The sequence below is a fragment of the Fimbriimonas ginsengisoli Gsoil 348 genome, assembly GCF_000724625.1.
Lineage (GTDB): Bacteria > Armatimonadota > Fimbriimonadia > Fimbriimonadales > Fimbriimonadaceae > Fimbriimonas > Fimbriimonas ginsengisoli.
On record NZ_CP007139.1, the window covers coordinates 1546332 to 1572373 of the forward strand.

Genomic DNA, 26042 nt, shown 5'->3' on the forward strand with positions numbered 1-26042 from the left:
TGTGCCCGATGTTGCCGACTCTCTTTTAAACTTCTCCCCTTTCCCGCGGCCATTGGAACCGCGGGTGTCTTTCCGGCGAATCGTTTCCCTCGACGATGTCCGCGAGGATCCGACCGGTCCAGGGGCCGAGTTTGAAGCCGTGGCCGCTGCAGGCGCTAGCAAAAACGGTTTTCGACCCGAGCCGTCCGATCCGGAAATCCTCGTCCGGGGTGGACGTGTAGAGGCAAGTGGCGACGTGCTCCACCCTGAGGGACTCGACGCCGAAGCGGCGGTGGACCGCCGAGGAGATCTGATCGAGGTCTGATTGGGTGGGGATGCGCTCCGTCTGGTTGGGATCGAACTCCGGTCCCGGTAGATGGGCGCCGACTTTCTGGCCCAGGTCGTCGGAGGGAAAACCGTACGTTAGCGACTCATCGTCGATCCAAACCGGGCCGGGGATCGTTGCCTGTACGTAGCCGTAGGTCTGGAGAGTCACCCGAACGTCGAGGTCGGGGACGTATTCGCGGATCCATGCGCCAGGGGCGAGGACCACGGCGTCGTGCTCCCGCTCCAGCTTCGCCACGTCGGCCGCTTCGCCGCTGTGGAATTCGACGCCGTAAGAGCGGGCCAGGTCGTGGGACACCCGCAATGCCGCCGCCGCGTCGACCGCGCCGGCCTCGGGCGTGAAGACCGCCACTTCGTTTGTCTCCATACGAACCTGGGGGATCAGCTCCTTCGCCTGAACGCCATTCAGAACCGAGTGGGGGACGGCGAGCGATTGCAGCGCGTCCACCATCGATACCACGCGGGGGGCATCGCGCCGCCCGAAGTAAAGTAGGCCGACTTCGTTTACCAGCGTTTGGCCCGAATCGCGCTCTAGATCGCCCCAAAGCGGATATGCCTCAGCCATGCACTGCGTGTAGAAAGCATCCGGATAGGCGCGCCTAACGATTCTAGTGCGGCCGTGGGAGCTACCTCGATTGGCGAATAGGGGGAATCGTTCGTAGACTTCCACCCGATGCCCCCGCTTTCCCAGGAAGCGGGCGGCGCTCAGCCCAACGATCCCCGCGCCTACGACCGCGACCTTCATGTCCCAAGGTTAGCAGGGGAGCGCCGGAACCGCAAAGCACCGAGACGGTATCCTATAGGGCGCGACAGGGGGGTATAGCTCAGTCGGTAGAGCATCGGACTTTTAATCCGTGTGTCCTGGGTTCGAGTCCCAGTGCCCCCACCACCTCGTCGCAGGCCCGCTAAAAAATTAACAAACACCCTTGCGGATTCGGCTTCCCGGTGTTAATATTTTAGCGGAGGATCTCTCTTGAAGCAGCCGGCCGGCTATCTCAGCAAGCGTGAACAACAGATCATGGAGCTCGTGTACCAGCGCGAGCACCTCACTGCCGGCGAGGCGTCGGAGCTCTTACCCGGAGCTCCCTCAAACTCGACGGTGCGAACCCTCCTCCGAATTTTGGAGGAGAAAGGACACCTTCGCCATATCGAAAAGGACGGACGGTACACGTATGTGCCGGTCCGGCCTCGCCAATCGGCAGCTCGCTCCGCCTTGGATGGGGTCATCAAGACTTTCTTCCGGGGCTCGGTAGGCGATGTCGTCGCGACGCTGCTCACCGAAGAGGGTTCGAAGCTCAGCCTGGATGAGCTGGACCGGCTGCAGTCGATGATTCAGGAGGCCCGCGAGGAGGGGCGATGACCGAGTTTGTACTCGCCGTTCTTCTCCGAAGTGTTCTGCTTGGGATGGCCGGGTTGGCGCTGATCGCTTTCATGAGAGGGCGTTCGGCATCGGTTCGGCACGCGGTGGCGGCGGGAACGCTCGTCGCGATCCTGGCCTTGCCGCTGCTCAGCGCGCTTCTTCCGAAGCGATCCATTGCGGTATTGCCGGCGATCGTGCCCCCGTCTTCGGTCAAGACCCCCACGCCGTCGGATGTCGCGGTCTCCATGACCGAGGCTGCCGACGTCGAGAAGCCCCGGGACTGGCATGGCCCCGCGGTCGGATTGTGGGGAGTGGGGACCACTCTGCTCCTGGTGCGATATGGCTTCTCTCTCTTTGTGGTGGAAGGCTGGGTTCGTCGTGGAAGGAAGGTTCGGGGACTGGTTTTGGAGTCCCCGGAGGTCGCCGTGCCGATGACGGCATGGCTGGGGCGGCACGTGGTGCTGCTTCCATCGGAATGGCGGAGCTGGTCCGCCGGTCGGCGGCGCTCCGTGCTTCGGCACGAATTGGCGCACGTGCGAAGGGGAGACTGGTTCACCCAGGCGGTGGGGCAGATCGCCTCGGCTTTGTTCTGGCCGAATCCGTTCGTTTGGGCGGTTTGCCGGCGGCTAAGGGATTTAGCCGAGTTGGCGGCCGACGATCTGGTGCTCACCTCGGGGGTCGCTCCCTCGCGTTACGCTCAAGACTTGCTGGAGATCGCGCAGGGGGTCCAGGCGACTTCCCCGGCGTTGGCGCTTCCGTTTGCCCGAAAGGGCGAAGTCGCCCGGAGGATCGAAATGGTATTGAAAACGAAAGTACAACGCGGCGCGGTCACCCTCGCCGGTCTCATCATGGGCGGCCTCGTGCTCGCCGGTCTCTCGATTCCGATCGCAACGTGGGCGCCGTCGCCCCGTCAGGGGGCGGCGCCCGTGGCCAAGCCGGGGGTTGAGCCGACTCAGATCAACCTTTCCTGTGCCCTTCTCGCTCCGGGAGCGGTCCTGGCGGAGAAGCGACGACCCGCTTCGAGTGGGCCGGCGGCGGTCGCCCTTTCGATGCAGCTTAAGGAAGCCGAGCGGCTCGTTAAAAGTGGGCAGGTTTCGCGGAAGATCGTTTCCGCCCCGACGCTAAGGACCCTTTCGGGAATGACCGCGAAAGTGACCATCGGAACCAACGAAGCCGAGGGCTCGACGATCGAAATCACTCCTACCTACAATTCCGACCGAAGCATCTCGATGCACGTCCGAGTTGTGACGAAGTCGAAGGGTAAACCGGACGACGAGACGTCCGCGGACCTGCGAGTTCAAGCCGGCAATGCCGCTCTGCTTCTGCGGCCATCGGCACCGGGCCGAGCGAGAGAAATTCGCGCGATCATCAGGCCCTCGGTCGTCGAGTCGGTCAAGCCTTTACCGGAGCGGTAATCGCACGGAGCATATCGACGGTTCCCGGGATCCTTCGCAGATTGCGGGATCACGGGGCAGCCGGGATGGGGGATCGATACGGCTCCCTTCTTCAGATCCAGCCTGATGGGCCCGGACTCGGCGAGCGCCTTGTGCAGGGCGTCATGGGAAAACGCTTGGACATCGCGGGCATCGATCCTAAGATTGATGCCCGGTCCGACGATTACCATCGGCAAGAACAACATCCACACATTATTGCAGAATGTCTGCCGATTACCTACTCAGAATCTGGGACGTAACCTCTCTCAAGGTCACCTCGGGAATTTCACGATTGCCGTGGCGATCGAGCACTCTGGTCACCGGAAGCGTCTTGTTAAAGCCGCCGGTGGCGCTGTCTAGGTCGGCGGCAATGTCGAGCATTACCAGGCCGTCTTCCAGGACCTCCCCCATCGGGCGCGTCTCGAAACGGCCCTTTTGGCGGGCGATGTACTCGAAGACGCCTCGGATCCGCTCGGAGCCGGAGCCCGCACAGGCATAGCTGCCGTTTTGGAATCGGGCGCCGGCGCCATCGAAGAAATAGACGCCGAAATCGTCCTTCTTGGGATCGTAGGCGGCGACGATCGGGAGGAAGAGGCCGATTCCCTGCATCGCCATCGGGGCGTTGCCGGCGAGGGCGCGGGAGATTTCCGTCAGCTTCCCTTCCAGCGACATCTCTTGCAAGACGGTGCGTCGGTAGTACTTGAACGAATGCTTGAGGAACCGGCACACCTCGATCGAGCGGGCGAACGCGCCGCTGATCGCCACGACCGTCCGGTCGTCGAGCGCCATGATCTTTTCCGCCTGATCGTACATGATCAGGTTCCCCGCCGTCGCCCGTCGGTCGGCTAGGGTCAAGACGCCACCGTCGAACCGAAGCGATAGCACGGTGGTGCCATGCACTTCGAAAGCCGGATCGATGTCCCGGGCGTGGACGGGGCGTGACGATTCCAGGGCAGGAACCGCCACGCCTCGCACGAGATCCGCGAAGTCTGTCACTCGCCCGATCGCTGGCGGTAGCGCTTCGCCTGGTCCGGGTCCACCTTTTTCATTCGGCGGAGAAGTTCGTTCCCGCCTTCCGGTTTCCGCACGTCGGGTGCGGAGGGGCCGCTCTCATCGCCCAGCTTTCGGCTGGGCTCCGGGGCCAAGGGTCTAGTCAGTCGGTCGCCGTCGGTCATCCTTTTACTCCTCGCAGAAGTTCGATAAAGCTTCCTACGTTCTCAGTTTGCGCCAGTTCCGCGGGATATGCGGCATCGGGGGGAAGATCGACTTCAATCGGCCCATCTTGCCCATTAAACGTGAGGGTCCGCCAGCAAACGCCGCGGAGGTACGCGTCGAAGCGTCGGACCGCCAGACCGCGGGCCAAAGCCCGGGTCGGCTCATCGACCCCTTCCAAACTCGCCAGTAGCTCCGCTCGCTCCGGATCGGGCGACACCTCGCCCATCTCGACCAAGGCGGCGTGAAGGCTCTCCTCGGGATTCGCGTTGTGATACTCGAGATCGTAGGATCGAAGGGCTGGATCTCGCCAGTCCGTTCCCTCTTCCTCCATCACCTGCTCAAGCACGTGCAGCTTGGCCGCCCAGTCCACCTCACGTCGGAAGGCGGTCATGTTCGCCCGCCGAAGGTCGTCGAGAAGGGCGCGAGAGGAGTCGATCGTCCAGCGCATCTCCTCGTCAAGGTCGAGCGTCGCTTCCGCGGCGGCGAAGTACGACTCGAGGATTTCGTAGGCGTCCGTCCAACTCCGGCCCGCCAGCTCGACTCGAAACGCGTACTTCTCGTCCCGCGAAATCGCCTGAAATGCCCGTACAGGGTCGACGAAGCTCCACTTCGGCGCCGTCTCCGCCTCGCAAAGGTGAAGGGCAAGCTTCACCAACCCGACCTTGCGCGCGGTGGCGGCGGGGATCATATTGGCGTCGCCACAGATGACGTGAAGCCGAATCCACTGCGAAGCATCGGCATGCGGCTCGTCGCGAGTGTTAAAAATCGGGCGGCGAAAAAGCGTCTCCGCGTTGGCGGCTTCGGTGAAGAAGTCAGCCCGCTGGCTGAGCTGATAAGTCGTGCTGGGGCCGTGTTCGGCGCCGACCTTCCCCGCTCCGACGAGCACTTGGCGCGCCACCAGCATTGGCAAAAGGTCTTTAAAGAGCCGGTCGAACCCAACTTCCCGGGGGACCAGGTACCCCTCGTGGGTGCCATAGCTGGCGCCGTGGAAATCGGTGTTGTTCTTGTAAACCTTGGCTTCCCGTCCTTCGCGCTTGGAATAGGCGCGCGCCGCGTTTAGGACGGCGAGCTGCCCCGCGCAATCGTGCCGGGCTAGGGCGTGAATCGAGAGGCACTCCGGAGTCGAATACTCCGGGTGTCCGTGATCGTTGTAGAAGCGGGCGCCGTTAGGCAGCACGCGGTCGGACCGCACTTCGTGAGCTTCGCCAAACTTTCGGCCGGAATCGTATTTCGCGTCGACCGGGTCGAACGCGAGGCGATCGAGTTTAAAGCCGCGAAGATCGGAGCGGGGGGATTCGTAACGGTAGTCCCAACCGACATGGCACTCGCCCGGGTAACCCCGAACGAGTGCCATGGCATCGTCTACCTGATCTTCGGCCCCGCGGCCATCGATGTGGAGTCCGTACTCCGTTTCGATGCCCGCGAGGATCGGTCTCAGCATCCTTATTGCCGGAAGACGACGAAGGTTCCAGTGGTCTGGAATCCTGTCGGAAGCGTTCCGGTGGTGAAGGTGTAAGTTCCGAAGCGAGTGTTGTCCGGCGAAGTGGTCGGCGATCCGTCTCCCTTCACCAGGTTGCTGATCGTTCCGTCGAGCTCTCCGGTAGCGTCCGCGTTCACGATGTCCTTCACCGGGAAGATCTGGAACCGTCCCAGATCGAGGTTCAGGTGTCCGAAGTAGAACTGCGTGATCGTGCCGCTGCCGTCACGAAGGATGACAGCCATCTCTTGGCTGGCATTGTCCTGCACGGTCGGGAAGACGAGCACTTCAAAGGTACCGATACCGGTGAGAACGGTCGTGTAGTCGCGCCAGATACCCTGCAAGGAAGTGATCCTCGCCATGAACGTAAGGTCGGTCGGGTCGATCTGGGTCAGGTTATAGGTGCCCGGCGTGTTCCGCAGAAGGTTCTGCGGACCGTAGGCGCCGATGATCGGCTGCGAGGCGTCCGCGGTCAGCTCTTCGAAGCTTCCCGACTGGCCCCCGGCGGAGATCGCGATGTTGTCGCCGCTCATGTAAACCCGGTTGGCGAACTCTCCGGTGGAGAGCTGCGGCCGATCGGTGTTGGCGAGGCCCGAAAGGTCGAAGGCGACAAAGTCCGTAAGGAAGCTGTCGATATAACCCTTGTCGCTAAGGTTCCGGAACCGGAACTCGTCCTCGTTGAACTGCACGGTTCCCGAGCCATCGTCGGTAAACATCGCGTCGTTCAGCAGGATCGGAACACTGGTGTTGCGACCAGGCAGAACGCGGATTCGAGCCGGGAACGAGCGCGGCGTCGGGGGATTGAGCGGCGTGGGAGGGCCTGAATCCTCTTCACGATAAAACTTCAGGAAGCTCAGCTCCAAGCTCTCGAACAGTCGTGAGTTGGGGTTCGTCGTCGACGAAAAAGGAACGTCGACGGCAGCGATCTGGCTGGTAAATGCGCGTAGCGGAAGCGCGGTCTCGGGAGAGAGCGCGGCTACGAGACCGTACTGGTCTTCGAGTTGGATCCGACGAATGACCGCGGAAAGATCTCCCGCCGCCCGGCGGCTGACGCCTTGGCCGGTTAGGTAGAGAAACTCAGCTCTGCCAAAGGTTTGACCAAGCCCGTTCGGCTTGGTGAGGTTGACGCGCATGGCGGTGCCCGGAACGGTTGTGGTAGTACCACCGCCGGACGTCCGGTGACCGCCGCCACCACCACCGCACCCGATGATCGCGGCAAGGGCCGCAGCGACGGACAAGTAAGCCCATTTCTTCAAAAGACGATTCACCTCGATACGTAAGCCGAGCCAAGCAAGCTGGCGGGAACAGTATAGCAAGTTCGGCCGATCCCGTTGAAGACGTCTTTAGAACGCGAAATCGTGCGAGTAGCCAAGAAATAGTTGCCGGCCGTCCACATACGGCCAGGAAGATGCGTTAGACAGCCGTTTTACTGAGCGCCGATCTACGGAGGTACAATCCGCCCCACATCATGAAACGGGACGACCTCCTCGACCTGAATGATGTGCTGCAGCATCCGGGTCGACAACTTGCCGTGGATATTTCCACGGAGCTTCCCGAGGAAGCGGACGTCGACCTGATCCGTCCCCTCGAGGGATACCTCGAGGCGGTCAGCACAGGCAACCTTCTGCTGATCACGGGCAAGTTCAGCACCAAGGCCGTTCTCGAATGCGCCCGCTGCTCGGGTCCGCTGGAGTCGGAAGTCGAATTCGAGATCGACGAGCAGTTTCCCGTGGAGGGGATTCCAAGCTCTCTCAGCCCCCAAGATTCCGCGCGGGTCGTTCCGGACGAGCCATTCGAGCTCTTCGAGGGAAACGTTCTCCTCGTCGAAAACCTTCTCCGCCAGGGCCTGCTGTTGGCGATGCCGATTCAGGCGCTCTGTGAATTCGGTTGGGAAGGAGAGTGCCCTCAGGCCGCCGCGCTTGCGGCGAAGCGGCGAGATAGCTCGGCCGGGCGACCGGAATTCGAATCGCTTTCTAATCTCTTAAACCGAGAGGACGACGCTACTTGAGCATCGCCCTCGATGCGATGGGCGGCGACAACGCGCCCCAAGCGATCGTGGAAGGGGCTCTTCAGGCGGCGCCGGACCTGCGCTCGACCCTTTACCTTGTGGGCGACGTCGCCAAGCTCAAACCGCTCCTTCCCCCGACCCTTCCTTCCAACATCGTTCTCCATCACGCCTCGCAGCAGGTCGAAATGGACGATAAGCCGCTCGACGCGTATCGAAAGAAGAAAGATTCCAGCCTTCTCGTGGCTTGCCGGCTGGTCAAAGAAGGAAAGGCGGAGGCGATGGTTTCCGCCGGCAATACCGGCGCCGCCTCGGCCACCGCGCTCCTGACCTGGCGTCAGCTTCCGGGCGTCCACCGCCCCGCGATCGCGAGCCCGCTCCCGAACCACCACGGCGGCTTCGTCATCGTGGACGCGGGCGCCAGCCCCGACGTCGACCCCGAACACCTCGTCGAGTTCGCCATCATGGGCCGCGCCTACGCACAGAAGTTGATGGGACGGCCGAACCCGCGGGTGCACCTTCTCAACATCGGGGAGGAGGAAGGAAAGGGAAACATTTTCGCCCGCGCGGTTTATCAGCTTCTTAAAAAGCACGACTGGTTTGCGGGCAATATCGAGGGAAAAGGGATGTATTCGCAGCCGTGCGACGTCGTGGTCTGCGACGCCTTCGTTGGGAACATCGTCTTGAAGACAAGCGAGGGGCTGGCCGAACTGATCGTCGATACCATCCGTGGGCAGATCCCCGCTAACCCGGTCGTTCGGTCGCTTTACTGGCCGGTCAAGAAGGTTTTAGCCCCCCTCAGGCCATCGATGGACTACGCTGAGATCGGGGGATCTCCGTTGCTGGGCTTGAACGGGCTCTGCACGATCTGCCACGGGCGAAGCAGCGCCCGGGCGATTAGGAATGCGCTTTTGAAAACACAACTCGCGATGGAAAATAAGCTGGTCGACACGATTCGGGAAGCCGTACAACGAGATTTGGGAGTGACGGAATGAACCGGGTCTTCGGCCGCCGCGCCGTGATTCAGTCGATCGGGCACGCCGTGCCCAGCAAAGTTCTCACGAACAAAGACCTCGAAAAGTTCGTGGATACCAACGACGAATGGATCGTGCAGCGCACCGGGATCAGCGAGCGACGGGTCTGCGACGGACCGGATGAGGGGACCGGCTCCCTCGCTCTCGCCGCGTCGATCGAAGCGATCGAGCGGGCCGGCGTCGGCCCCGAGGCGATCGAGTTGGTGCTCTGCGGGACGGTTTCGGGCGATTATCCCTGGCCTTCCACCGCCTGCTACGTTCAGAACGCCATCGGCGCGAAACACGCCGGCGCCTTCGACGTCAGCGCCGCCTGCGCCGGGTTCATCTACGCTCTGTCGAACGCCGCGGCGATGATCGAAGCGGGACAGGTCACCAACGTCCTCGTCATCGGCGTGGACTCGTTGAGCAAGCAGGTCGACTGGAGCGACCGTTCCACATGCATCCTCTTCGGCGATGCCGGCGGAGCCGTAATGCTGAAGGCGGAAGACGACACCGACCGGGGGCTCATCGAGACCGTCCTCATGTCCGACGGCAGCGGCGCTCGCTTTATCTCCATCGAAGTGGGCGGTTCCAAGTATCCGTGGGGTTCGGAGCAAGCCGAGGGACGCAAATCGAAGATCACGATGGCCGGTTCGGAGACGTTCCGCTTCGCCGTCAACGCGATGGGCGATGCCTGCGCCAAGGTTCTGGAGAAGGCGGGGATGACGGCCGATCAGGTCGACCTTTTCGTTCCGCACCAAGCGAACCTGCGCATTATCGAATCCGCCGCGAAGCGTCTCGGTCTGCCGCCGGAGAAAGTTTTTGTGAACGTCAACAAGTACGGGAACACCAGCGGGGGCTCCATCCCTCTCGCCCTGTACGAAGCCGAGCAATCGGGCCAGCTCAAGAAAGGGATGGTCACCATGACCGTCGGCTTCGGCGCCGGCCTCGTCTGGGGCGCGAACCTGATCCGCTGGTAGATCGGCCAGGGCTAATACCCTCACTTCCCGTGGCACGGGCGGCTCGCCCGTGACAAACCCCCTGGGTCTTTCTCGGCTAATTCTAAAATAGCCGTCCGAAGCGAGCCGGCCGTCGTCAAAGGCATATGCCCTATAAGGAATCCGTTTGAGCGAAGATCAGATCAATGCCGAGGCCGACAGAGAAGCGGCGGCCCACCCCAACAACTTCGACCTGAGGAAGTCGCAATGGAAAAACGGGCTCTACCGCAGGAATAAGCATTATTCGGGCACGATTGCCGGAGCAATCGGCTTTCTCATCCTGTTTGTTGGGCTCTTTTGGTTCATCTCGCACGCCCCTCAGCGCGGCGTCACCAAGCCGGTCCCCGGCGTCAACGGGCGATAAGAACGCAGCATGATTCTCACTCAGCCGCGCGACCCGAGATTGATCACGATCCGTCGCGGCGGCTCTCTCACCGACACCGACCACCACCTCCTTGCGATCTGGGCTGCCGTATGCGCAGAGCATGTGCTGGATTTATTTGAAGAGGCTCGGCCAGAAGACCATCGACCGAGACATGCTATCGAGCAGTGCCGTGCATGGGCGCGTGGAGACATTCCGATGCGCCAAGCCCGAAGGGCAGCGTATGACGCCAACGCCGCGGCCAGAGATCTGCGGGGCGCTCCTCGATATGCCGCCTATGCCTCGGCGCAAGCCGCAGTAGTCGCCCATGTGGCGGCGCACGAATTGGGTGCGGCCGCGTATGCGATTAAGGCGGCACAGGCGGCGGCTCCTAACGAAGAACAGCGCCAGGCTGGTCTCCAAGAGTGCCAGTGGCAACGGTCAATGCTTCCAACTGAGATTCGAGAGCTTGTCCTCGATGACCAGCGGCTGCGAAATCACGCTTGCTGGTTTGTTTTCGACTGCTGAATTTTTCCAGCCAAGAATCGGTTCGCTACCCGATCGGCACGAGGAACATGCCGGCTTCGGGAAGTTCGAAGGCTCCGATTCGACGGCCTTTCAAGTCCAGAGCGATGATCGACTTTTCCGTCGACCGAGCGAAGACAACTAGCCCTCCAGCGACGGCGATCAGTACCGAAAACGGAGCGACCTGATCGGCTTTACCGACGACCCATCCGCTGCCGGTGAAGCGGAGGGTGTGAACGACCCCAGAACGGAGGGCAAAGAAACCATTGCGGGGACCAACCGCAATCAGGCTATTGACCGGATCCGCCGCATCCCCCCATATGCGGGACACAAGCTTCAGGTGGCCGCGATCCAGTCTGACGTCGACCAAACCCCGCCCCCAGGCTTCTAGAATCGCGTGCTTATTGTCGAAGAACGCCATCGCGGGAACCCCCTGGGCCACATCTATTCGTTCCCGCTCCGCGCGCCGGGACGACTCAACTCTCCACACCGCCCCGCCAGACCAGTCCGCGCCGCTCTCGGAGAGCCCCACGAAGAGGGGGCCGCTGCCCTTCGGTACGGCTGCCACCACTTGCGCCTCGGAAGGCTTTTGAAACGCGATCTTGCCTCGCATGGGTCCAACATTCCGCCTCGATACCGGATGGATCGCAACGCCGGCGGCTGAAGCCACATAAATAAGCTTTTCATCTGGTGAAAGGCAAAGGTATTGGGCGTCCGCAAGGGTATTCACTTCGCCTCCACCGGGTGCGATCTGCAAGAATCGCCGTCCGTTACGAGATATAAGCAGCACCAAAGATCGGCCCGCGGGGCCTTTGATCGCATGTGCAATTTGCGACCCCGGACGAGGCGACCAGGGTGATCCGCTTTTGCCGAGCTTCTGGCCGGGAGTAAAGACGTAATACGCGACCTCCCCCGTCCGGGGGGAGATCGCGGCAAAACGGACGGAGGAAGGGGGCGCTTTCCCTGGCATCGTAGATGCCCAAGCAGCGATCGCTATTCCTAGTATCGACATAGGTTTTGTGCCCCCTTCTTCCGTATTACGGCGAGGTTCGAACTTGGATCTGTTCCTCCCAAAACTCGGGGTTGTGATCCACCGATTTCACATACGCGCTCCCGAGGCCGGGGTAGGCGCCGGTCTTGTAGACGTTGACGCCAGACTCCAATTGGGAGCCGTTCACCGTCACTTCGCCTCCGAAGATATCTCCCCAGCCGCCGCCGATCTGATAGGCGCCGGACATGAAGAGACCGCTCGAAGGGCCATTCGGCAACGGCGCGTTCGCGTTCACGACCGTACCGTTCGCCTTCGTGAAGCGAAGGCGTTGGGCGATCGAGTTCACCCGTTTGATCGTGACCGTGTTCAGGCCCGACTGCTTCAGGTTGCGAACGACGATCGAATACCGGTACTGCGGGGCCGGAGGGCCTTGCAGGTTCGGATTTACGAACGAGAACGATCCCGCGCCTCCGTTATTGCCGATGACGAACATCCCGTGGTAGTTCGGCAAGCCGCCAGGCGAGGGCAGCGTCCACGTAATTTTCGGCGCTCCGTTGACATAGATGTTGTCGTATCCCTTGGGAGCCAGCGTCCAAGTCCCGCTCGCCTTGTTCAGCCCGTACACCTTCCAACCCGGATTCGAGCTGCTGCCGCATTGGAACCCTACGTCTACGTGGACGTTGGTGGTCGATGCGAGCCCATCAACACCGGTGTAGATATAGGCCGTGTCGGTAGAAGATCCCGCGGAGGTGTCGTTCCCTTTCAGGTTCGCGGTGCCGGAGGATGGGGACGGAAGATACACCGCCGCTCGGAGCTCCGAGAATCCGGCATTGGCTTCGACCTTGCGGAAAGGACCGGAAGGCTGGGCCGTCGGGTTGTATCCGCCCAATTGCAGCGGCGAGTAAGTCGCCTCCGCAGAGGCCCGCCCGCCTTTCATACCGTTGGCATAGTGCGACGCCGCTTCGCTCCGACGAAGATTCGACCGGTTTGAGGAAAGCAGCAACCCGCCATCGTCGCCACCGCCCTCGAAGCCATCCATCGTAACCGGATAGGTGGCGTTGTCGCTGTCGTGATACAGGTTGCTGGCCGCGTCGTATTGCGCGGTCGGCCCGTAGGCGGAGGCGCCGTTGCTATTGCCGTTGCTGTAAGTCACTCCGTTGGGCCCGAGGGCGACGGTGCGTCCACTCGCAGCCCAACCGGTAACGTGCGCCGCTCCGATCTGGTCGATCTTGGCGACGATCGTCGCTGCGTTTCCGGTGTCGTACGGGACAGAGTCGGCGGTGGGAGCGTCGGAGGACTCGTTGCTGGCAACCCCTTCGGTTCCGCTCGAGTTGATCACCGATTTGACCACGTAGTAGTACGTCGTTCCGGTGGAGAGTCCCGGGTTCGAATAGAGGTAAGCGTTCGAGAGACCAGGGCCTGGGTCAACCGGGTTAATGGGCGAGGAATTGAGCTTCGTGTACGGGCCGCCGCTGGTGGTGGAACGGTACACGTTGTAGCCGATCGCTCCCGGCACGCCGTTCCAATAGAGGGAGACCTGGCTCGTACTGGTTCCTACCGCCGTCAAGGTGATGACGGGCACGGTTCCCGCGGCCAGAGTCGTGGCCGACGCCTCGTTGCTCCACGCCGAATTCTCGGATGCGTTGAAGCTTCGCACCCGGTACGTGTAGGTCGTCGAGGCGGTCAGAGCCGAATCGGTGAAGGTCGTGCTGTTGGGAGCGGCATTCGTGACGAACACGTAGGTCGTACCACTCGCACCACCTTTTCGCTCGATTCGGAATCCGGTTTCCGTGGAGCTCTGGTCGCCCCAGCTAAGGGTGATCTGGCTGCTGCTGATCGCGGCGGCCTGCAGGTTGATCGGCGGCTCGATGGGCGTGGTCAAAGAGAGCTGATCGAGCTTGAAGTCGTATGACAGCGAGCTAAGGCGAACCGGTCGTGCCGCGCGAAGGTAGTACTTCATCACGCCGGTCGAGGCGTTGCGATACAAGGCAACTTGGCTTGGCGTCAGGGAGACGACTTGAACGATGTCCGCCCCTGCACCGGAAAAACTCTTCACGTTATCGAACGCCAACGTGTTCACGTTTTGGAAAAAAACGAGAAGGGTCGCGTTGGCGGGAATGTTGCTCTCGACCGAGACATTCAATCCGGTCGAAGTCGTATTGCTCGCAAGCGAGCAATCGCCTTGGACATCGGCCCACTGGTCACCCGCCGAAGTCGAGGTCGTGTGAACCGTGTAGTAGAGATTGTCCGAAGTTTGGATGCTGCTTAGGCTTCCGGAAACGTAGGTTCCGAAGTTGCCGACGGAGATCGAGGTCACCGTGTTGGATCCCTGCAGCACCCTGGCTAGCGAGACACAGGCTAAGACTCCGATCAGGAGCGTTAGCCACAAAGACCAAAAACGTCTCTTGTGTTTCAAATGAATTTCTCCCTAAAGGCTGTGATAATTACCAGCTAACCTTCAGCGAGTGGACGTATCAAAATATTGAATCGTTCTGACTTTCACAGAAAGCGAACTATCCGTTAACGTCAGGCCGAAACCGAAGCGGGGCTTGCGGCGACGACGGAAACTTCCACCAGGAGGCGCGATGCCGGGGGGCCGACGTAGACCCCTTTGGTGGGGGCGACCTCGCTGTAGTCGCGGCCGACGTGGACGCGGATGTGGTGGTCGTTGGCGAGGAGGGCGTTCGTCGGATCTAAGGCGAGCCAACGGCCTTGGGGAAGCAGGCATTCGAGCCAGGCGTGCGTCGCCTGCTCGCCGCGGATCCCCGGTCCGCCGTAAAGGTAGCCGCTCACATACCGAGTAGGAACCCCCTGGGTGCGGCAGCACGCGATCATGAGGTGGGCGTAGTCCTGGCAGACGCCGGCCCGCTTCTCGAGAACTTCATCCAACGTCGAGTGGACGTGAGTCGCATCGGTATCGTAGGTAAGCAGCTCGTTGATGTGACGGTTTAGGTCGAGAAGAAACGTCGCGATGCCGGTCGCGCCTCGTCGAACTTCCTGGGCGATCCGGGCGGCCTCAGGGTGGAACGTCACGTACGGACTCTCGGTGAGGTACTCCACGTTCGCTTGGCGGTTCTCGTCGGCGGCGTAGAAGTCCCATCCATCGGTCAAGAGGTCGACGTCGGCGTAGGGGTCGCTGCGGCGGGTTTCCACCGTCGCGGTCGCCACGATCTCCATCCGAACGTGCGGCTGCCTGACACCGAAGTGGTGAACCGTGCCCCCGATATCCTCATACGAGAAGACCGGCACCCGCGGAAGGACGTCGACGCGGAACTCGCGGCAGGTCTGCGAGTCGTCGGTCAACGGCATCAGCCGAACTTCGTTATGACTCTCGAAGGCGGGCGACGGGTACTCGTAGACGGTTCGGTGGGTAGCTAGAAGGATCATGAAGGGGCGGTGAAAAAAGAGTGGCCCTTCAATAGACGAAGGTGGGCCGCATTGCGCCGCTCTCGAACGACGATTTAGTAGGTCAGGTAGTTCGCATAGATGGCATTGCCGATGTCCAGGCAGCGCATCTGCACTCCGTGTAGGAATTCGTGAAGGCCTCCGCTGATGATTTCCTCGGCTCGAGTGTAGTTCAGATCGCTATAGAGGCGGCCCACCGCTCTCTCCGCTTCGTTTTGGGGCGCGAGGTCGCGGTTTCCGCTCACTCGCCGGAGGCAGCCTTCGATGCGGCCGATCGAGTGGCGGACGGATGCGGGGAACTGCGGGTTCAGGATCAGGAACTCCGCGACCCGAGCCGGGGTCACCCCCTGCCGAAACGTCTTGGAGAACGCTTCGTAAGCTCCGACCGACTTGAGCACGGCGATCCAGCCGTGAACGTCGAGTGGCCCGCCGACCGAGTCGGGCGCGGGCACGGTCGGCGGCACCGTCTCCCGCACCGCGAACCGAGGCAGCAGGTCGTGGTATTTCACGTCGAGAATCCGCGTCGTCTGGTCCGCCCGCTCCAAAAACCGCCCGGCGTCGTGAAAATCGCGGGCCTCGCCCATCATCAGCGTGCGGTTGGTGATCCCCTGGAAAAGGTGCGATCCGTCTTTGACCTTCTGAAAGAAACCGAACGGTGACGTTTCCAAAACCCGATCCACATCCCACGCCTGGTAGTCGAGATAGAACCGGTTGAGACACTCCCACATCTCGCTGGAGATCTGGTCGCGGATGCTACGCGCGTTCTCGCGGGCGGCCCGGATGCAAGCCTGAATGCTGCTCGGGTTCTCCGTATCGAACGCGAAGAAGTGGAGCACCGACCGCTCGTCTTGCTGGGAGTACCGCTTGTTGAACGCCTCCTCTTGGCTGGAGATGGCGAGGATGGAAGACCAGCGAAACAGCTCGCCCACGAGCGGGCTTTCCAACCCGAAATGATAGTGAACGTCGATCATCCGGGCTGTCGCTTCGGCCCGCTCGATGTATCGACCGATCCAAAACGCGCTCGCGGCATGGCGGCTCAGCATTGGGGCGCCCCCGCTTGGCCAGGATTCTCGATCTCCGCGGGGGGATTTGCAAGCTGAGTCTGGGTCATGGTTCCGAGGGTCTGCGACTGGGTATCCGGCCCGTCGTCCGCCAGCACCCACGTATCTTTGCTGCCACCTCCTTGGGAGGAGTTGACCACGTAGCTCCCCTTCCTGAGCGCGACCCGCGTGAGTCCGCCGGGGACGATGGTGACGCCGTCCTTGCCGCAGAGAATATACGGACGCAAGTCGACGTGCCGCCCCTCGAACCCGTCGCTGAAAAAGCATGGCGATCTCGAAAGCGAGATGAGCGGCTGGGCGATGTAGTCGCGGGGATTCGCTCGAATGAGGTCGCCGAACCGCTCACGTTCGGCCTGGGTTGCCTGCGGTCCCATGAGCATCCCGTATCCACCGCTCTCGTTGGTCGCCTTCACGACGAGCTTATCGAGATTATCGAGGATGTATGCGCGCTCATCGTCGCGCCAGGCCAAGTAGGTTGGAACTTGCTCCAAGACCGGTTCCTCGCCGAGGTAGTAGCGGATCATTTCGGGGACGTACGGGTAGATCGCCTTGTCGTCGGCCACGCCAGTGCCGATCCCGTTGGCGAGCGCCACGTTGCCGGCCCGGTAGGCGTTGACCAGGCCCGGCACGCCGAGAACGCTCTCGGGGCGGAAGGCAAGGGGATCGAGAAAATCGTCGTCCACTCGCCGGTAAACCACATCGACCCGCTTCGGTCCCTTGGTCGTCTTCATGAAGACGTAGTTGTTTTCCACGAACAGGTCACGCCCTTCCACCAGCTCGATCCCCATCTGCTGGGCGAGGAACGAGTGCTCGAAGTAAGCGGAGTTGAAGACGCCCGGCGTGAGAAGCACCACCGCGGGGTCCTCGGGGCCGGAGGGGGCGAGGTCGCGCAGATTCTTGAGTAGCATGCGAGCGTAGCCGTCGACCGGCCGGACGCGGTTTTCTCGAAACAGGCTCGGGAAAACCCGCATAAGAATCATGCGGTTCTCGATCATGTAGCTGACCCCGCTGGGGGTTCGGCAGTTATCCTCGAGCACCCGGTAGGTTCCGTCGACGTCGCGGATGATGTCGGTGCCGCAGATGTGGACGTAGATGTCGTCCGGCACGTCGGCGCCGACGAAGGCGCGGCGGTAGTTGGGGGCGTTGACGACCAACTCCCGCGGGACTCGCCCATCCTTGAGGATCTTGCCTTCGTGGTAGACGTCGTGGAGGAAGAGGTTCAGTGCGCGAACTCGCTGCTCCAGACCTTTTTCAATATGCCGCCATTCGGCCGCCGGAACGATGCGCGGCACGAGATCGACCGGGAACGGCTTCTCGATCCCCTGGGTGTCGCCGTAGACGGTGAAGGTAATCCCTTGGTTGACCAGCGTGAGGTCCGCCAGCTCGCCCCGTGCCCGGAACTCCCGGGCCGTCATCGCGCCGAGGGTCGATTGGAGACGAGCGTAGTGCGCCCGGGGGACGCCGGTCCCCTCGAACATCTCGTCGAAGAAGCCGCCCAAGTCGTACCCCTCGAAGAGGCCCGGCGGAGACACGAAAGTTTGAGATTGGATCATCGGAAAATGCCGTCGGGCGGCCTTGGCCGGCGGATCCTATCAGGTGAGATGGGGCATTATAACGCGCCTGTCGCCGGCGTGCCAAGCCGCACCGTAGCATCGGCTCCAAGCCGATGAACCTCATAGACGTCGCCGGCTGGGAGCCGATGCTACGACGGCTGCCGAGAAAGCTGGCAGGACGAACCGGCCGGAAGAGATGAAATGGGTGGGGGGCAGATCGCGGGTCGGGTGGCCGTGGTCGCCGGCTTCCTGCCAGGCATATTGGCCCGAGCCCCAGAGCGCCACCCTGCCGGCGGGCAGTCCTACGATCTCGACGGGTGAGCGCCCCTTATTCACCAACAAGACCGACTGGCCGCCCTCCGGACGGAGGAGCGTATAGGCCGAGACATCCGGGGATGAAGAAGTCGAACGGACGAGGTGGTGAGGCTTCGCAAGGTCGCCGCACCATTCGCGGGTCACCAGCGCCGCCGCCCAGTGGGCGGGCATCGCCCATTTGGCGTTCCCTCCTTCATCGTTGAGCCAAGTCATGAGGTTCCCCCAGTGCCCTTTCGTCTCCGAAATCAACTCGTTCGGTTCGAAGCCGTACAGGTACGCCTCGCTCCCGCCGAGCTCGAGAAATTTCCCAACCGTGTCGAGGTTGAGCAACGCCGCCGCGACCTGAACCTCGCTCGGCCCAGCAAACGCGGAGTAACCGTACTCGGTGATCAGGTAGGGAAGGCTCTTCGGCAACCCGTCGGCGCAAAGACGGTTCAAGGCAGCTTCCAACATCCCCGGCGAAGCTCGCAACTGGGGCTCGCAAGCGCCGTATGGATCGTCGAAGGGATACCATTCGAAGCTGAAGAACTGGAAGTCTCGCAGTTGCCCGCGCCGCCGCAACTCGTCCATAAAGCGGCGCACAAAGCCATGCTCATAGGGTCCGGGCGGAAAGGCGATCGATTCGTGCTGGACCGTTTGCATCGACGGTCCACCGATCGGAACATCCGGAAAAACTGCACGCGCCCGCCGAGCGATCTCGGCATACAGGGCAGCGAAATCCTTCGGGTTCGCGTACTGCCCGTCCGGCTCCTCCCCGATCTCCACCCCCCTTAACCGAATCCCTTTCGCTTTCAGCCACCGAAGCTCGGCTTCCGCGTTTTCCGGCGTGTCGTATAAAGCCCCGACCGGGACAAGCATCGGCAGACCATGGGTGAGCCCGCTAGCTAGTACGGTATCGAACCCAGGCTGCTCGGTGCGCCGGTCCAAGTCCTGCGCCCGGTGCCATGGATCGGTCGAAGAGGTGTATATCGCGGTCTGGTCGTGATTCGGCGCGTGCACGACGAAATCGCGCAGTTGGCCATGGCGCATCCGCCCGATTTGAACCTCACGAATCGCAAAGCCGACCCGATCGCGAGGATCGGGGGCCATCGACGGCTCCGAGGTTCGGGACGAGCGGGCGAGGTTGAGGCGGATGAATCGGGTCGGGGGAGTGACTTGGAAACGGACCAGGTCCAATGGCCGGTCTGGAGGACCGCTGCTCTCGAGACCGGCTCTTCCGGACTCCCTCACCCCCAACCCCCTCTCCCTCGTTCGGCACGTACATCCGAAGGAGGGAGAGGGGGCTCCGGAGATTGGGTGCCAGACGCCTGGGGGGTTGTCGTCTTCTTCGATGTTTTCGTTGCCGATCCAGTATTCGAGGTTGTATTGCGTCGCAAAAGGATTCGCCCACTGGATGCGAATGGCGTCGATCTTGCGCCGGCGGCCGAGGTCGATGACGACCCATTGGGGAGCGTCGCCTAGGTAGGGATTGCTCTTCCAGTAAGTGGTCCCGTCTCCGTCGTCGATGCGAGAATAGCTATCGTCGTTGGCTTGGTCGAACGTGTTCCCACGCCGGGGGAGGCGGTAACCCCAAGAGACTTGGATCGGCTTGCTGGGGATGGCGGAGGAGGTCCAGTAACCTTGCCGATGAGCGGCATCGCTCCAGGTCCCCTCGGGGTTCCAGTGCCACGCCTCGCCGGCAAGCTCCGTCCGCAGCCGGTAAGTGAGGGCGCCGAGGCCGCTCGAAAGCATTGCCCGAAGGTTGTGCGGTCGAAACGTCTCCTCCGCATTGCCTGCCTCTCGGCCATCGACACCGGCGCCCAAGGCGCGGATCGGCACAAAGCGATTGAGTACTTGGCCGGGGAAAACCGAGATTTTCACCGACGGGATCAAGGCGAGTAGGAGGGCGGTAAACAAGACGACCGATTTTCCCCTAAACCGCGGAGTTGCAGAGGCCCTTGAACGTAGACCAAACTATGGAGGACTTTGGCTAGCGCAGCTTCCCCGACCGTCGCCGCCAGAACCCCCGCGAGCGAGATCAGTCCGTACCGGTGGATCATCGTCATCGGTCTGATTACCGCCTCCATCATGGAGGTGCTCGACACCACCATCGTGAATGTGGCGCTGCCGCAGATGGCGGGCAATCTCGGCGCCACCACTCAGGAGATTGGGTGGGTTTCGACCGGCTATATCCTCGCCAATGTCGTCGTCTTACCGATGACCGCGTTCCTTGTCGGCCGATTCGGGCGCAAGAACTACCTGGCGTTCTCGATAATCCTCTTCATCGTCTCGTCGTTCTTCTGCGGAACCTCTCATGCGTTGCTGGAGCTGGTGATCTGGCGCATCCTGCAAGGGGCGGGAGGCGCGGCGCTGCTCTCCACGGCGCAGGCCACGTTGCGCCAAATCTTCCCTCCCGAACAGCAGGGGCTCGTCCAGTCTGTATTCGTCATGGGGATCATCGTCGCGCCAACCTTAGGCCCCACTCTGGGCGGTTGGATCACGGACCACTACACCTGGAACTGGTGTTTCTTCATCAACATCCCCATCGGCTTGGTGTCGCTGTTCCTTGTGACCCAGTTCCTGCACGACCCGGCAGGAATGCGGCGGAACGCGACCGTCGACTACTTGGGAATCCTCTTGCTGGCGGTCGGCTTGGGATCGCTGCAGTACGTGCTCGAAGAGGGGCAATCGCAGGACTGGTTTGCCGATCCCACGATCCTCAAGCTTGCGATCCTCTCGGCCGTAACGCTTTCGGCAATGCTGTGGTGGGAGCTTTCTCCGCGAAACGAACACCCGATCGTCGACTTCCGAGTGCTGAAGAATCCGGCGTTGACGTCGGCGATCGTCCTCTTCGTCACGCTCGGGTTCGGGCTTTACGGTGGCGTTTATCTCTTCCCGATCTTCGCCCAGTCGATCTTGCGGTTCACCCCTACCGAGACTGGCCTCGTGCTTTTGCCGGGCGGACTCGCGACCGCGGCGAGTGCCCTTATCTGCGGAAAGCTGCTGGGCGGCAAGAAGCCGCTCGTGGACCCGCGGGTACCGATCTTCGTCGGACTGGTGATCTTCATGATCTCGATGTGGGACCTTGGGCACCTAACGATTCTTAGCGGCGAGCCGGACACCCGGGTCTCGCTGATCGTCCGCGGCTTCGGGCTCGGGTTCCTGTTCACCCCGATTAACCAGGTCGCCTATGCCAGCCTTCGCCCGAATGAGGTCCAGCAGGCTTCGGGGCTCATCAACCTTGCCCGACAGCTTGGCGGCTCTTTCGGGATCGCGATCCTAGGAACCTACGTCCAGGCCCACGCAGCTTTCCATCGGGCCAACTTGGTCACCCACATCTACCCGGGCAACCCGGCCGTGGACAGCCGGATGCAGGCCATTACGTCGGGACTTGTGGCCAAAGGGATGCCGCTCGAGCAGGCGAAGCAAGGAGCCCTCGCCGTAATGGACCAGACGGTCCAGAGGCAGTCCATGACCATGAGCTTCAACGACGGCTTTCTGCTGATTTTGGTGATCTTCATGTTTGCGACGCCGGCGGTTCTGATGCTAAAGAAGCCCACCGGCGGACGGGCGGCCCCGGCGGACGCGCACTAGCGCGACTTCTGAATCAATTGATTTGAAAGGTGCTTTCGGCGGGAACTGCCCGAAATGATTTACGCGTAGATCATTTTTGTTAAAAACCTCTTGGTGTTATTCGACTTCGGCTCTATACTGTGCATGAACCGCTTCATGTTATGAAGCGGTTCATATAAATCCATGCGAACCCGCCTCAAAGACGTGGCCGATAACCTGAAGCTCTCCCCCGCGCTCGTTTCCGGCGTGCTCAACCGGAGACCGAACGTTTGGGCGTCGGAGGAGACTCGCAAGCGGATCATCGAAGCGGCGCGGACGCTGAACTACCAGCCGAGCGCGGCGGCACAGGCCCTTAGCCGAGGAAAAAGCGACACGGTGGCCTTGGTCTACCGCCGTCTAGAGGGTCCAAGCTACCGTTTGGCTTACAGCGGCTTGGTGGATACGCTTTCCAGCGGCCTTCAAGCCAGCGGCCTTGGCCTTGCCGTCGCCAACTTCGCCGACCAGGAAGCGGTGCTCGACCACCTTCAAAAGCTGGCCGGCACCCGGGCCTGCGATGCCGTAATCCTTTGGGGCCGGGAGCAAGATACCGAAGCTCAGGGCGAGCTACTTGAAAAGCTCGGGATTCCGTTTCTCGTCAAAGGCCGGCACGAGCGCGATCATCCGAACTGGAACCAGATCGACTTCGACCACGAGGGAATGATGGCCCAAGCGGTCGATCATCTTGCCGACTTGGGGCACTCCCGGCTGGCGTATCTCGGATTCCCACATGACGAGGCGTTCGTTCGCGCTTTACGCCGCGGGTACGTCCAAGGGCACCGGCGGCGGCTCGGTTCGGACCCGGACCCGCGCTTCTTTGCCGAGCACGAGGACCTCGTCGCCCCGAACGCGGAGACGATCAACGGGTGGCTCAGCTTGCCGGAGGACGAACGGCCGACCGGCTTCGTCGTCGGCGCGGGCAACTCGGCCTGGCAAGCCCTGGAGACCTGCATCGCCCAGGTCCACCGCAAGCTCGGTTTCGAAACCGGCGACGACGCTGCTGCCGGCGTCACCTCCCTCTTTTTCACCCTCATGTTCGGGAACGCGCTCGTCTACCAGGGGATCGAAATCGATAGCCTGGCCCGGTTAGCTTTGCCCGAGCTGCTCACCGCGATCGAGCGGGGTGAGCCGGCCGAGTCGGTCCACCGGTTTTTGCCCGCACTTTCGCCGGCTCCCAGCCTCGACCTTTTGCAGCATGGCGTCTCGTTTTCCGGAGATGCCCCATGACCGCTTTTTGTCATCTCGTCATTAAACGCCGGCCTTTTGTCTGGCGCCGATCCGCACCGAAATCGACGACGTCGTCGATTGCCCTCTCCTAAGAAAGGAGCCCATATGAAATCACTTCGCAATAATCGAGCCTTTACGCTGATCGAACTGTTGGTGGTCATCGCGATCATCGCCATTCTCGCCGCCATCCTCTTCCCGGTCTTCGCCCAGGCGAAGCAAGCCGCAAAGAAGACCGTTGACGCCTCCAACCTCAAGCAGATCGGACTTGGTCTGATGATGTACGCCGGAGACAACGACGACCTGTTCCCACGCAACGATTACAAGGACCCGGCGCGTCCCGACTGGGCCGCTTTCACTTGGCGCGAAGCGAGCGCGCCCTACATCAAGAACGGCACGCCCAACGTAAGCTGGGTCAACAATCAGCCGCTCGCAATGTCCGGGATCTGGAAGAGCCCGGCGGAGCCCGCGAACGGACGATATGGCTATAACGTCCACCGCGCTCTGATGCCGAACCAGTTCGACTGGGAGTTCGGCGACAAGTACCTCATTCCTTCGCGCGGACAAGGAAACGTCGATAAGGTCGCAGAGACGATGCTCGTCACCACCGTCGGTATCAACCCCGATTGGCAGTCAGCCGCTCTCGGCCTGGAAGTAGCCTGGTGGTGGCACGGCGGCGCTCAGTGGCCGCCCGTCTTCACCGGCGCGACCTCCGGTTCCAAGTGGGACAACGACCTTCCTTGCAACTGGATCCCTTCGGGACCCGGCCCGTCCTGCGGCATGCCGCGGTATCGTTACACCGAAAGCGCCAACATGGTTTGGTGCGACGGTCACGCGAAGGCGGTTAAGAAGGGGACTCTCAACTGGTGCAAGAACATCTACACCCCTGGCTTCACCGAGCGCCCGGCCCAATCGAGCGACGCGAGCTACGACTGGATCGTCGGCCCTGGTCAGCCCTGCGAGCCTTACCTGAAATGACAAAGCGGTTCCAACTGGGACTTCTCATTGCGATTGCATCCGGCCTTTCGGCCGGATGCAATAGCTCCGATTCGGGAACGGTTCCCCCTCCAACGGCTCCCCTTACTCAAGATCAACTGGATAAGATGCCGCCGGAAGCGCGAGCCGCCGCTCAGAACGCCAGTAAAGCGGGCGATGCTCAATCGCAACGCATGAAGGAGATGGCTGATGCCCAGAAGAAGGCCGAGGGAGGTAAGTAGGCCGTTGCGCGGACTGCTCCTTCTCGCTCTCGGGCTTGCCGCCGTCGGTTGCGGCAAGGCGCCCGAAGAAGTGATGGGGGATACCGCGCCGCGCACAGATTCCCCTCCCCTTCAGGGGAAGCCGTCTCCCAAGCTGGTCGGCGTGTGGGAGCTTCGCTCGGGCGGCAAGTCCACGCTGACCCTGAACGCCGACGGCTCCTCGCGAATCGTCGCCGAGGCAAACTCCCCCGGCGGAAAGATGAAATCGGACTTCGCCAGTGAGTGGGTGGAGAACGACGGCAAACTCTCCATGCGCCGGAAAGGTCCCGACGGCAAAGAGTTCACCTCCGAGTACATCTACAAACTGGACCCATCCGGCAACGAAATGAAGCTATCCCTGGAGGGCCGTAAAGCCGTCCAGACCTTTGCGAAGGTCAAGCCCAAGTAATCCTCTCCTCGGCCGTACGCCGAGGAGAGACTATTTCGACGCGTTGCGCCGTCTCGTCGCCCAACCCTTCTTAGCCGCTTCGCTTCGCGACGATTTGCTTTGGCTGGAGCCTCCGATGCGGCCGCCTTTTCGGGCAGGCTCGTGGTTTTCGGGTTTGCCGCGGCCGGAGCCGCTCTTTTTGCCGCCACCGGTCATTTTGTTAACGGTCGCCCAAGCTCGGCTTTCGGCTTCGTCTTTCGACACGCCGCGCTTTTCGTAACCTTCCTCGATGTGCTCGGCCTGTCGCTTCTGTTTGTCGGTGTACTTGTCTTTGTCTCCTCTTGGCATTGGATTCACCCGCTCAATTTGACGGGAGCCACTTTATCAAGGTTCACATACGGAATCCTATTCGCCGAACGGATAGAGCATTCGCTCGACGAGGCCGCAGAAGAGGTGGTACAGCGCCAAGTGCGCTTCCTGGACGTGCTGGGTCGAACGGCTCGGAACGACGATCGGCGCATCCGATAAATCGCGAAGAGCGCCTCCGGTTCCGCCAAGTAAAGAGATCACTTTCAGACCCTTTGCACGGGCCGTTTCGGCGGCGCGAAGGATGTTCGGCGAGCCGCCGCTGGTACTGATCGCGAGGAGAACGTCGCCCGGTTGCCCGAGCGCCTCGACTTGCCGTGCGAACACGCGCTCGAATCCGTAGTCGTTGCCAAACGCCGTGAGGATGGAAGTGTCCGTAGTCAAAGCGATGGCCGGCCAGGCTCTTCGCTCGAACGTGGAGCTCAACCGAACCACGAACTCGGCGGCCAGGTGCTGGCTATCGGCGGCGGATCCACCGTTGCCGCATATCAAGAGCTTCCCCCCGCTTCGCATCGCCTCTGCCACTATCCCGGCCGCCTCCAACAGACTCGGAACGCACGCATCCCGCGTCGCGAGCTTCACGCGCGCGCTCTCTTCCAGGTGACGATTCACGAGGTGCTCGCCGGCGGGTCGGGATGTCCAGGTTTCCAGGAAAGGTGCGAGCCCCGAGAGTCCTTCGATCACCGCATCCGCGTAACATCCCTCCGCTTCCGTTTCGCGTCCGTAGCCGGTACGAACCAGAACGGAGCGGGCTCCGATCGCGTGACCCAACTCCAAATCCGCCGACTTATCTCCGACTACCACGCTGCGGAGGAGGTCGATTTCCAACTCGCGGGCCGCCCGAAGAGCCAGACCCGTACCCGGTTTTCTACAGGCGCACCGATCGTCGGGGTGATGGGGGCAGAAAAAGAAGCCGCCGATCTCGACCCCCTCTTGGATGAGCAGCTCCTCGGTCCGGCGGTTGACCGCCTCGACCTGAGCCACCGTCATCATTCCGCGCCCGATACCGGATTGATTACTGACAACCGCGATACCCAAGCCGCGCTCCATCGCGAAGCGTAACGCCTCCCCCGCGCCCGGAGTCAATGCCACTCCCGCGGGGTCCGAGAGATAGCCTCGTTCTTCGATGAGCGTGCCGTCGCGATCCAAGAGGAGGAAGGGGCGTGCCATGGGCGGATCGAAGGTTACCTAGGGAACCGGACAGC

General features: G+C 61.8%; 25 protein-coding genes and 1 tRNA gene. 13 read left to right on the forward strand and 13 right to left on the reverse strand.

Features of this window, described 5'->3' with window-relative positions:
- Positions 1 to 25: 25 nt before the first annotated feature.
- Positions 26 to 1069: an FAD-dependent oxidoreductase gene (locus OP10G_RS07095; RefSeq protein WP_025226584.1), complete on the reverse strand. Its 1044-nt coding sequence runs from the start codon at positions 1067 to 1069 to the stop codon at positions 26 to 28.
- A 68-nt stretch (positions 1070 to 1137) separates the two neighbouring features.
- Here OP10G_RS07095 and OP10G_RS07100 point away from each other — a divergent pair.
- From OP10G_RS07100 to OP10G_RS07110, 3 genes are all read left to right on the forward strand, one after another.
- Positions 1138 to 1213 (forward strand) — tRNA-Lys (locus OP10G_RS07100).
- A gap of 84 nt (positions 1214 to 1297) precedes the next feature.
- A complete protein-coding gene (locus tag OP10G_RS07105; protein WP_025226583.1) occupies positions 1298 to 1684 on the forward strand; it encodes a BlaI/MecI/CopY family transcriptional regulator in 387 nt (128 codons plus the stop codon).
- Positions 1681 to 3099: a M56 family metallopeptidase gene (locus OP10G_RS07110; protein WP_025226582.1), complete on the forward strand. Its 1419-nt coding sequence runs from the start codon at positions 1681 to 1683 to the stop codon at positions 3097 to 3099. The genes OP10G_RS07105 and OP10G_RS07110 overlap by 4 nt, the downstream gene beginning before the upstream one ends.
- A gap of 252 nt (positions 3100 to 3351) precedes the next feature.
- On the opposite strand, the gene OP10G_RS07115 is transcribed toward OP10G_RS07110, so the two are convergent.
- From OP10G_RS07115 to OP10G_RS07130, 4 genes are read right to left on the reverse strand one after another with little or no spacing between them, the layout of a single operon-like run.
- Positions 3352 to 4113, reverse strand: coding sequence for a hypothetical protein (locus OP10G_RS07115; protein ID WP_025226581.1), 762 nt, complete (start codon positions 4111 to 4113; stop codon positions 3352 to 3354).
- On the reverse strand, positions 4110 to 4292 hold the full coding sequence (locus OP10G_RS07120) for a ubiquitin-like protein UBact (RefSeq protein ID WP_025226580.1): 183 nt from the start codon (positions 4290 to 4292) through the stop codon (positions 4110 to 4112). Before OP10G_RS07120 ends, OP10G_RS07115 begins: the two co-directional genes overlap by 4 nt.
- Positions 4289 to 5773, reverse strand: coding sequence for a proteasome accessory factor PafA2 family protein (locus OP10G_RS07125; RefSeq protein WP_025226579.1), 1485 nt, complete (start codon positions 5771 to 5773; stop codon positions 4289 to 4291). The genes OP10G_RS07120 and OP10G_RS07125 overlap by 4 nt, the downstream gene beginning before the upstream one ends.
- A gap of 2 nt (positions 5774 to 5775) precedes the next feature.
- Complete coding sequence (locus OP10G_RS07130) at positions 5776 to 7077, reverse strand: hypothetical protein (protein WP_025226578.1); 1302 nt, start codon at positions 7075 to 7077, stop codon at positions 5776 to 5778.
- Between the two features lie 200 nt (positions 7078 to 7277).
- Between OP10G_RS07130 and OP10G_RS07135 the strand changes: the two genes are divergently transcribed.
- The 5 genes from OP10G_RS07135 to OP10G_RS07155 all read left to right on the forward strand — a co-directional run bounded on the left by OP10G_RS07135 (position 7278) and on the right by OP10G_RS07155 (position 10714).
- Positions 7278 to 7817 carry a YceD family protein gene (locus OP10G_RS07135; protein WP_025226577.1) on the forward strand — a complete coding sequence of 180 codons (540 nt, stop codon included), beginning with the start codon at positions 7278 to 7280 and terminating at the stop codon, positions 7815 to 7817.
- Positions 7814 to 8809, forward strand: coding sequence for a phosphate acyltransferase PlsX (gene plsX / locus OP10G_RS07140; RefSeq protein WP_025226576.1), 996 nt, complete (start codon positions 7814 to 7816; stop codon positions 8807 to 8809). Before OP10G_RS07135 ends, plsX begins: the two co-directional genes overlap by 4 nt.
- Complete coding sequence (locus tag OP10G_RS07145) at positions 8806 to 9807, forward strand: beta-ketoacyl-ACP synthase III (RefSeq protein ID WP_025226575.1); 1002 nt, start codon at positions 8806 to 8808, stop codon at positions 9805 to 9807. The genes plsX and OP10G_RS07145 overlap by 4 nt, the downstream gene beginning before the upstream one ends.
- A gap of 145 nt (positions 9808 to 9952) precedes the next feature.
- Complete coding sequence (locus OP10G_RS07150; protein ID WP_025226574.1) at positions 9953 to 10189, forward strand: hypothetical protein; 237 nt, start codon at positions 9953 to 9955, stop codon at positions 10187 to 10189.
- A 9-nt stretch (positions 10190 to 10198) separates the two neighbouring features.
- Positions 10199 to 10714 (forward strand): putative immunity protein, encoded by a 516-nt coding sequence (locus OP10G_RS07155; RefSeq protein ID WP_025226573.1) that lies wholly within the window; start codon positions 10199 to 10201, stop codon positions 10712 to 10714.
- A 25-nt stretch (positions 10715 to 10739) separates the two neighbouring features.
- Here OP10G_RS07155 and OP10G_RS07160 read toward each other — a convergent pair whose 3' ends face one another.
- The 6 genes from OP10G_RS07160 to OP10G_RS07185 all read right to left on the reverse strand — a co-directional run bounded on the left by OP10G_RS07160 (position 10740) and on the right by OP10G_RS07185 (position 19932).
- A complete protein-coding gene (locus OP10G_RS07160; protein WP_025226572.1) occupies positions 10740 to 11324 on the reverse strand; it encodes a hypothetical protein in 585 nt (194 codons plus the stop codon).
- Between the two features lie 424 nt (positions 11325 to 11748).
- The gene (locus OP10G_RS07165) at positions 11749 to 14118 is read right to left on the reverse strand and encodes a fibronectin type III domain-containing protein (protein ID WP_144241034.1); all 2370 of its coding nucleotides are present in this window, start codon (positions 14116 to 14118) and stop codon (positions 11749 to 11751) included.
- 110 nt (positions 14119 to 14228) lie between these two features.
- Positions 14229 to 15089: a transglutaminase family protein gene (locus tag OP10G_RS07170; protein ID WP_025226570.1), complete on the reverse strand. Its 861-nt coding sequence runs from the start codon at positions 15087 to 15089 to the stop codon at positions 14229 to 14231.
- A 74-nt stretch (positions 15090 to 15163) separates the two neighbouring features.
- Positions 15164 to 16150 (reverse strand): alpha-E domain-containing protein, encoded by a 987-nt coding sequence (locus OP10G_RS07175; RefSeq protein ID WP_025226569.1) that lies wholly within the window; start codon positions 16148 to 16150, stop codon positions 15164 to 15166.
- A complete protein-coding gene (locus OP10G_RS07180) occupies positions 16144 to 17721 on the reverse strand; it encodes a circularly permuted type 2 ATP-grasp protein (RefSeq protein WP_025226568.1) in 1578 nt (525 codons plus the stop codon). Before OP10G_RS07180 ends, OP10G_RS07175 begins: the two co-directional genes overlap by 7 nt.
- Positions 17722 to 17841: 120 nt before the next feature.
- Positions 17842 to 19932, reverse strand: a complete 2091-nt coding sequence (locus OP10G_RS07185) for a discoidin domain-containing protein (protein ID WP_025226567.1) — start codon at positions 19930 to 19932, stop codon at positions 17842 to 17844.
- Positions 19933 to 20001: 69 nt separating this feature from the next.
- Between OP10G_RS07185 and OP10G_RS07190 the strand changes: the two genes are divergently transcribed.
- The 5 genes from OP10G_RS07190 to OP10G_RS07210 all read left to right on the forward strand — a co-directional run bounded on the left by OP10G_RS07190 (position 20002) and on the right by OP10G_RS07210 (position 24492).
- Positions 20002 to 21609, forward strand: a complete 1608-nt coding sequence (locus tag OP10G_RS07190; RefSeq protein WP_025226566.1) for a DHA2 family efflux MFS transporter permease subunit — start codon at positions 20002 to 20004, stop codon at positions 21607 to 21609.
- Between the two features lie 162 nt (positions 21610 to 21771).
- Positions 21772 to 22851: a LacI family DNA-binding transcriptional regulator gene (locus OP10G_RS07195; protein WP_025226565.1), complete on the forward strand. Its 1080-nt coding sequence runs from the start codon at positions 21772 to 21774 to the stop codon at positions 22849 to 22851.
- Positions 22852 to 22956: 105 nt separating this feature from the next.
- Positions 22957 to 23826 carry a type II secretion system protein gene (locus OP10G_RS07200; protein ID WP_025226564.1) on the forward strand — a complete coding sequence of 290 codons (870 nt, stop codon included), beginning with the start codon at positions 22957 to 22959 and terminating at the stop codon, positions 23824 to 23826.
- Positions 23823 to 24065: a hypothetical protein gene (locus OP10G_RS07205; protein ID WP_025226563.1), complete on the forward strand. Its 243-nt coding sequence runs from the start codon at positions 23823 to 23825 to the stop codon at positions 24063 to 24065. Before OP10G_RS07200 ends, OP10G_RS07205 begins: the two co-directional genes overlap by 4 nt.
- 4 nt (positions 24066 to 24069) lie before the next feature.
- Positions 24070 to 24492 carry a hypothetical protein gene (locus OP10G_RS07210; RefSeq protein WP_025226562.1) on the forward strand — a complete coding sequence of 141 codons (423 nt, stop codon included), beginning with the start codon at positions 24070 to 24072 and terminating at the stop codon, positions 24490 to 24492.
- A gap of 30 nt (positions 24493 to 24522) precedes the next feature.
- Here OP10G_RS07210 and OP10G_RS07215 read toward each other — a convergent pair whose 3' ends face one another.
- Both OP10G_RS07215 and OP10G_RS27265 read right to left on the reverse strand, forming a co-directional pair.
- The gene (locus tag OP10G_RS07215) at positions 24523 to 24819 is read right to left on the reverse strand and encodes a hypothetical protein (protein ID WP_025226561.1); all 297 of its coding nucleotides are present in this window, start codon (positions 24817 to 24819) and stop codon (positions 24523 to 24525) included.
- 57 nt (positions 24820 to 24876) lie between these two features.
- Positions 24877 to 26007: an HAD-IIIA family hydrolase gene (locus OP10G_RS27265; RefSeq protein WP_084178881.1), complete on the reverse strand. Its 1131-nt coding sequence runs from the start codon at positions 26005 to 26007 to the stop codon at positions 24877 to 24879.
- Positions 26008 to 26042: the final 35 nt, after the last annotated feature.

What these genes read in the sequence shown, in the direction of transcription:
- OP10G_RS07120 (WP_025226580.1), bottom strand. Translation starts at nt 4,292, where the DNA reads ATGACCGACGGCGACCGACTGACTAGACCCTTGGCCCCGGAGCCCAGC.
- OP10G_RS27265 (WP_084178881.1), bottom strand. Translation starts at nt 26,007, where the DNA reads ATGGCACGCCCCTTCCTCCTCTTGGATCGCGACGGCACGCTCATCGAA.
- OP10G_RS07145 (WP_025226575.1), top strand. Translation starts at nt 8,806, where the DNA reads ATGAACCGGGTCTTCGGCCGCCGCGCCGTGATTCAGTCGATCGGGCAC.
- OP10G_RS07215 (WP_025226561.1), bottom strand. Translation starts at nt 24,819, where the DNA reads ATGCCAAGAGGAGACAAAGACAAGTACACCGACAAACAGAAGCGACAG.
- OP10G_RS07125 (WP_025226579.1), bottom strand. Translation starts at nt 5,773, where the DNA reads ATGCTGAGACCGATCCTCGCGGGCATCGAAACGGAGTACGGACTCCAC.
- OP10G_RS07205 (WP_025226563.1), top strand. Translation starts at nt 23,823, where the DNA reads ATGACAAAGCGGTTCCAACTGGGACTTCTCATTGCGATTGCATCCGGC.
- OP10G_RS07175 (WP_025226569.1), bottom strand. Translation starts at nt 16,150, where the DNA reads ATGCTGAGCCGCCATGCCGCGAGCGCGTTTTGGATCGGTCGATACATC.
- OP10G_RS07160 (WP_025226572.1), bottom strand. Translation starts at nt 11,324, where the DNA reads ATGCGAGGCAAGATCGCGTTTCAAAAGCCTTCCGAGGCGCAAGTGGTG.
- OP10G_RS07195 (WP_025226565.1), top strand. Translation starts at nt 21,772, where the DNA reads ATGCGAACCCGCCTCAAAGACGTGGCCGATAACCTGAAGCTCTCCCCC.
- OP10G_RS07180 (WP_025226568.1), bottom strand. Translation starts at nt 17,721, where the DNA reads ATGATCCAATCTCAAACTTTCGTGTCTCCGCCGGGCCTCTTCGAGGGG.
- OP10G_RS07135 (WP_025226577.1), top strand. Translation starts at nt 7,278, where the DNA reads ATGAAACGGGACGACCTCCTCGACCTGAATGATGTGCTGCAGCATCCG.
- OP10G_RS07095 (WP_025226584.1), bottom strand. Translation starts at nt 1,069, where the DNA reads ATGAAGGTCGCGGTCGTAGGCGCGGGGATCGTTGGGCTGAGCGCCGCC.
- OP10G_RS07170 (WP_025226570.1), bottom strand. Translation starts at nt 15,089, where the DNA reads ATGATCCTTCTAGCTACCCACCGAACCGTCTACGAGTACCCGTCGCCC.
- OP10G_RS07155 (WP_025226573.1), top strand. Translation starts at nt 10,199, where the DNA reads ATGATTCTCACTCAGCCGCGCGACCCGAGATTGATCACGATCCGTCGC.
- OP10G_RS07200 (WP_025226564.1), top strand. Translation starts at nt 22,957, where the DNA reads ATGAAATCACTTCGCAATAATCGAGCCTTTACGCTGATCGAACTGTTG.
- OP10G_RS07110 (WP_025226582.1), top strand. Translation starts at nt 1,681, where the DNA reads ATGACCGAGTTTGTACTCGCCGTTCTTCTCCGAAGTGTTCTGCTTGGG.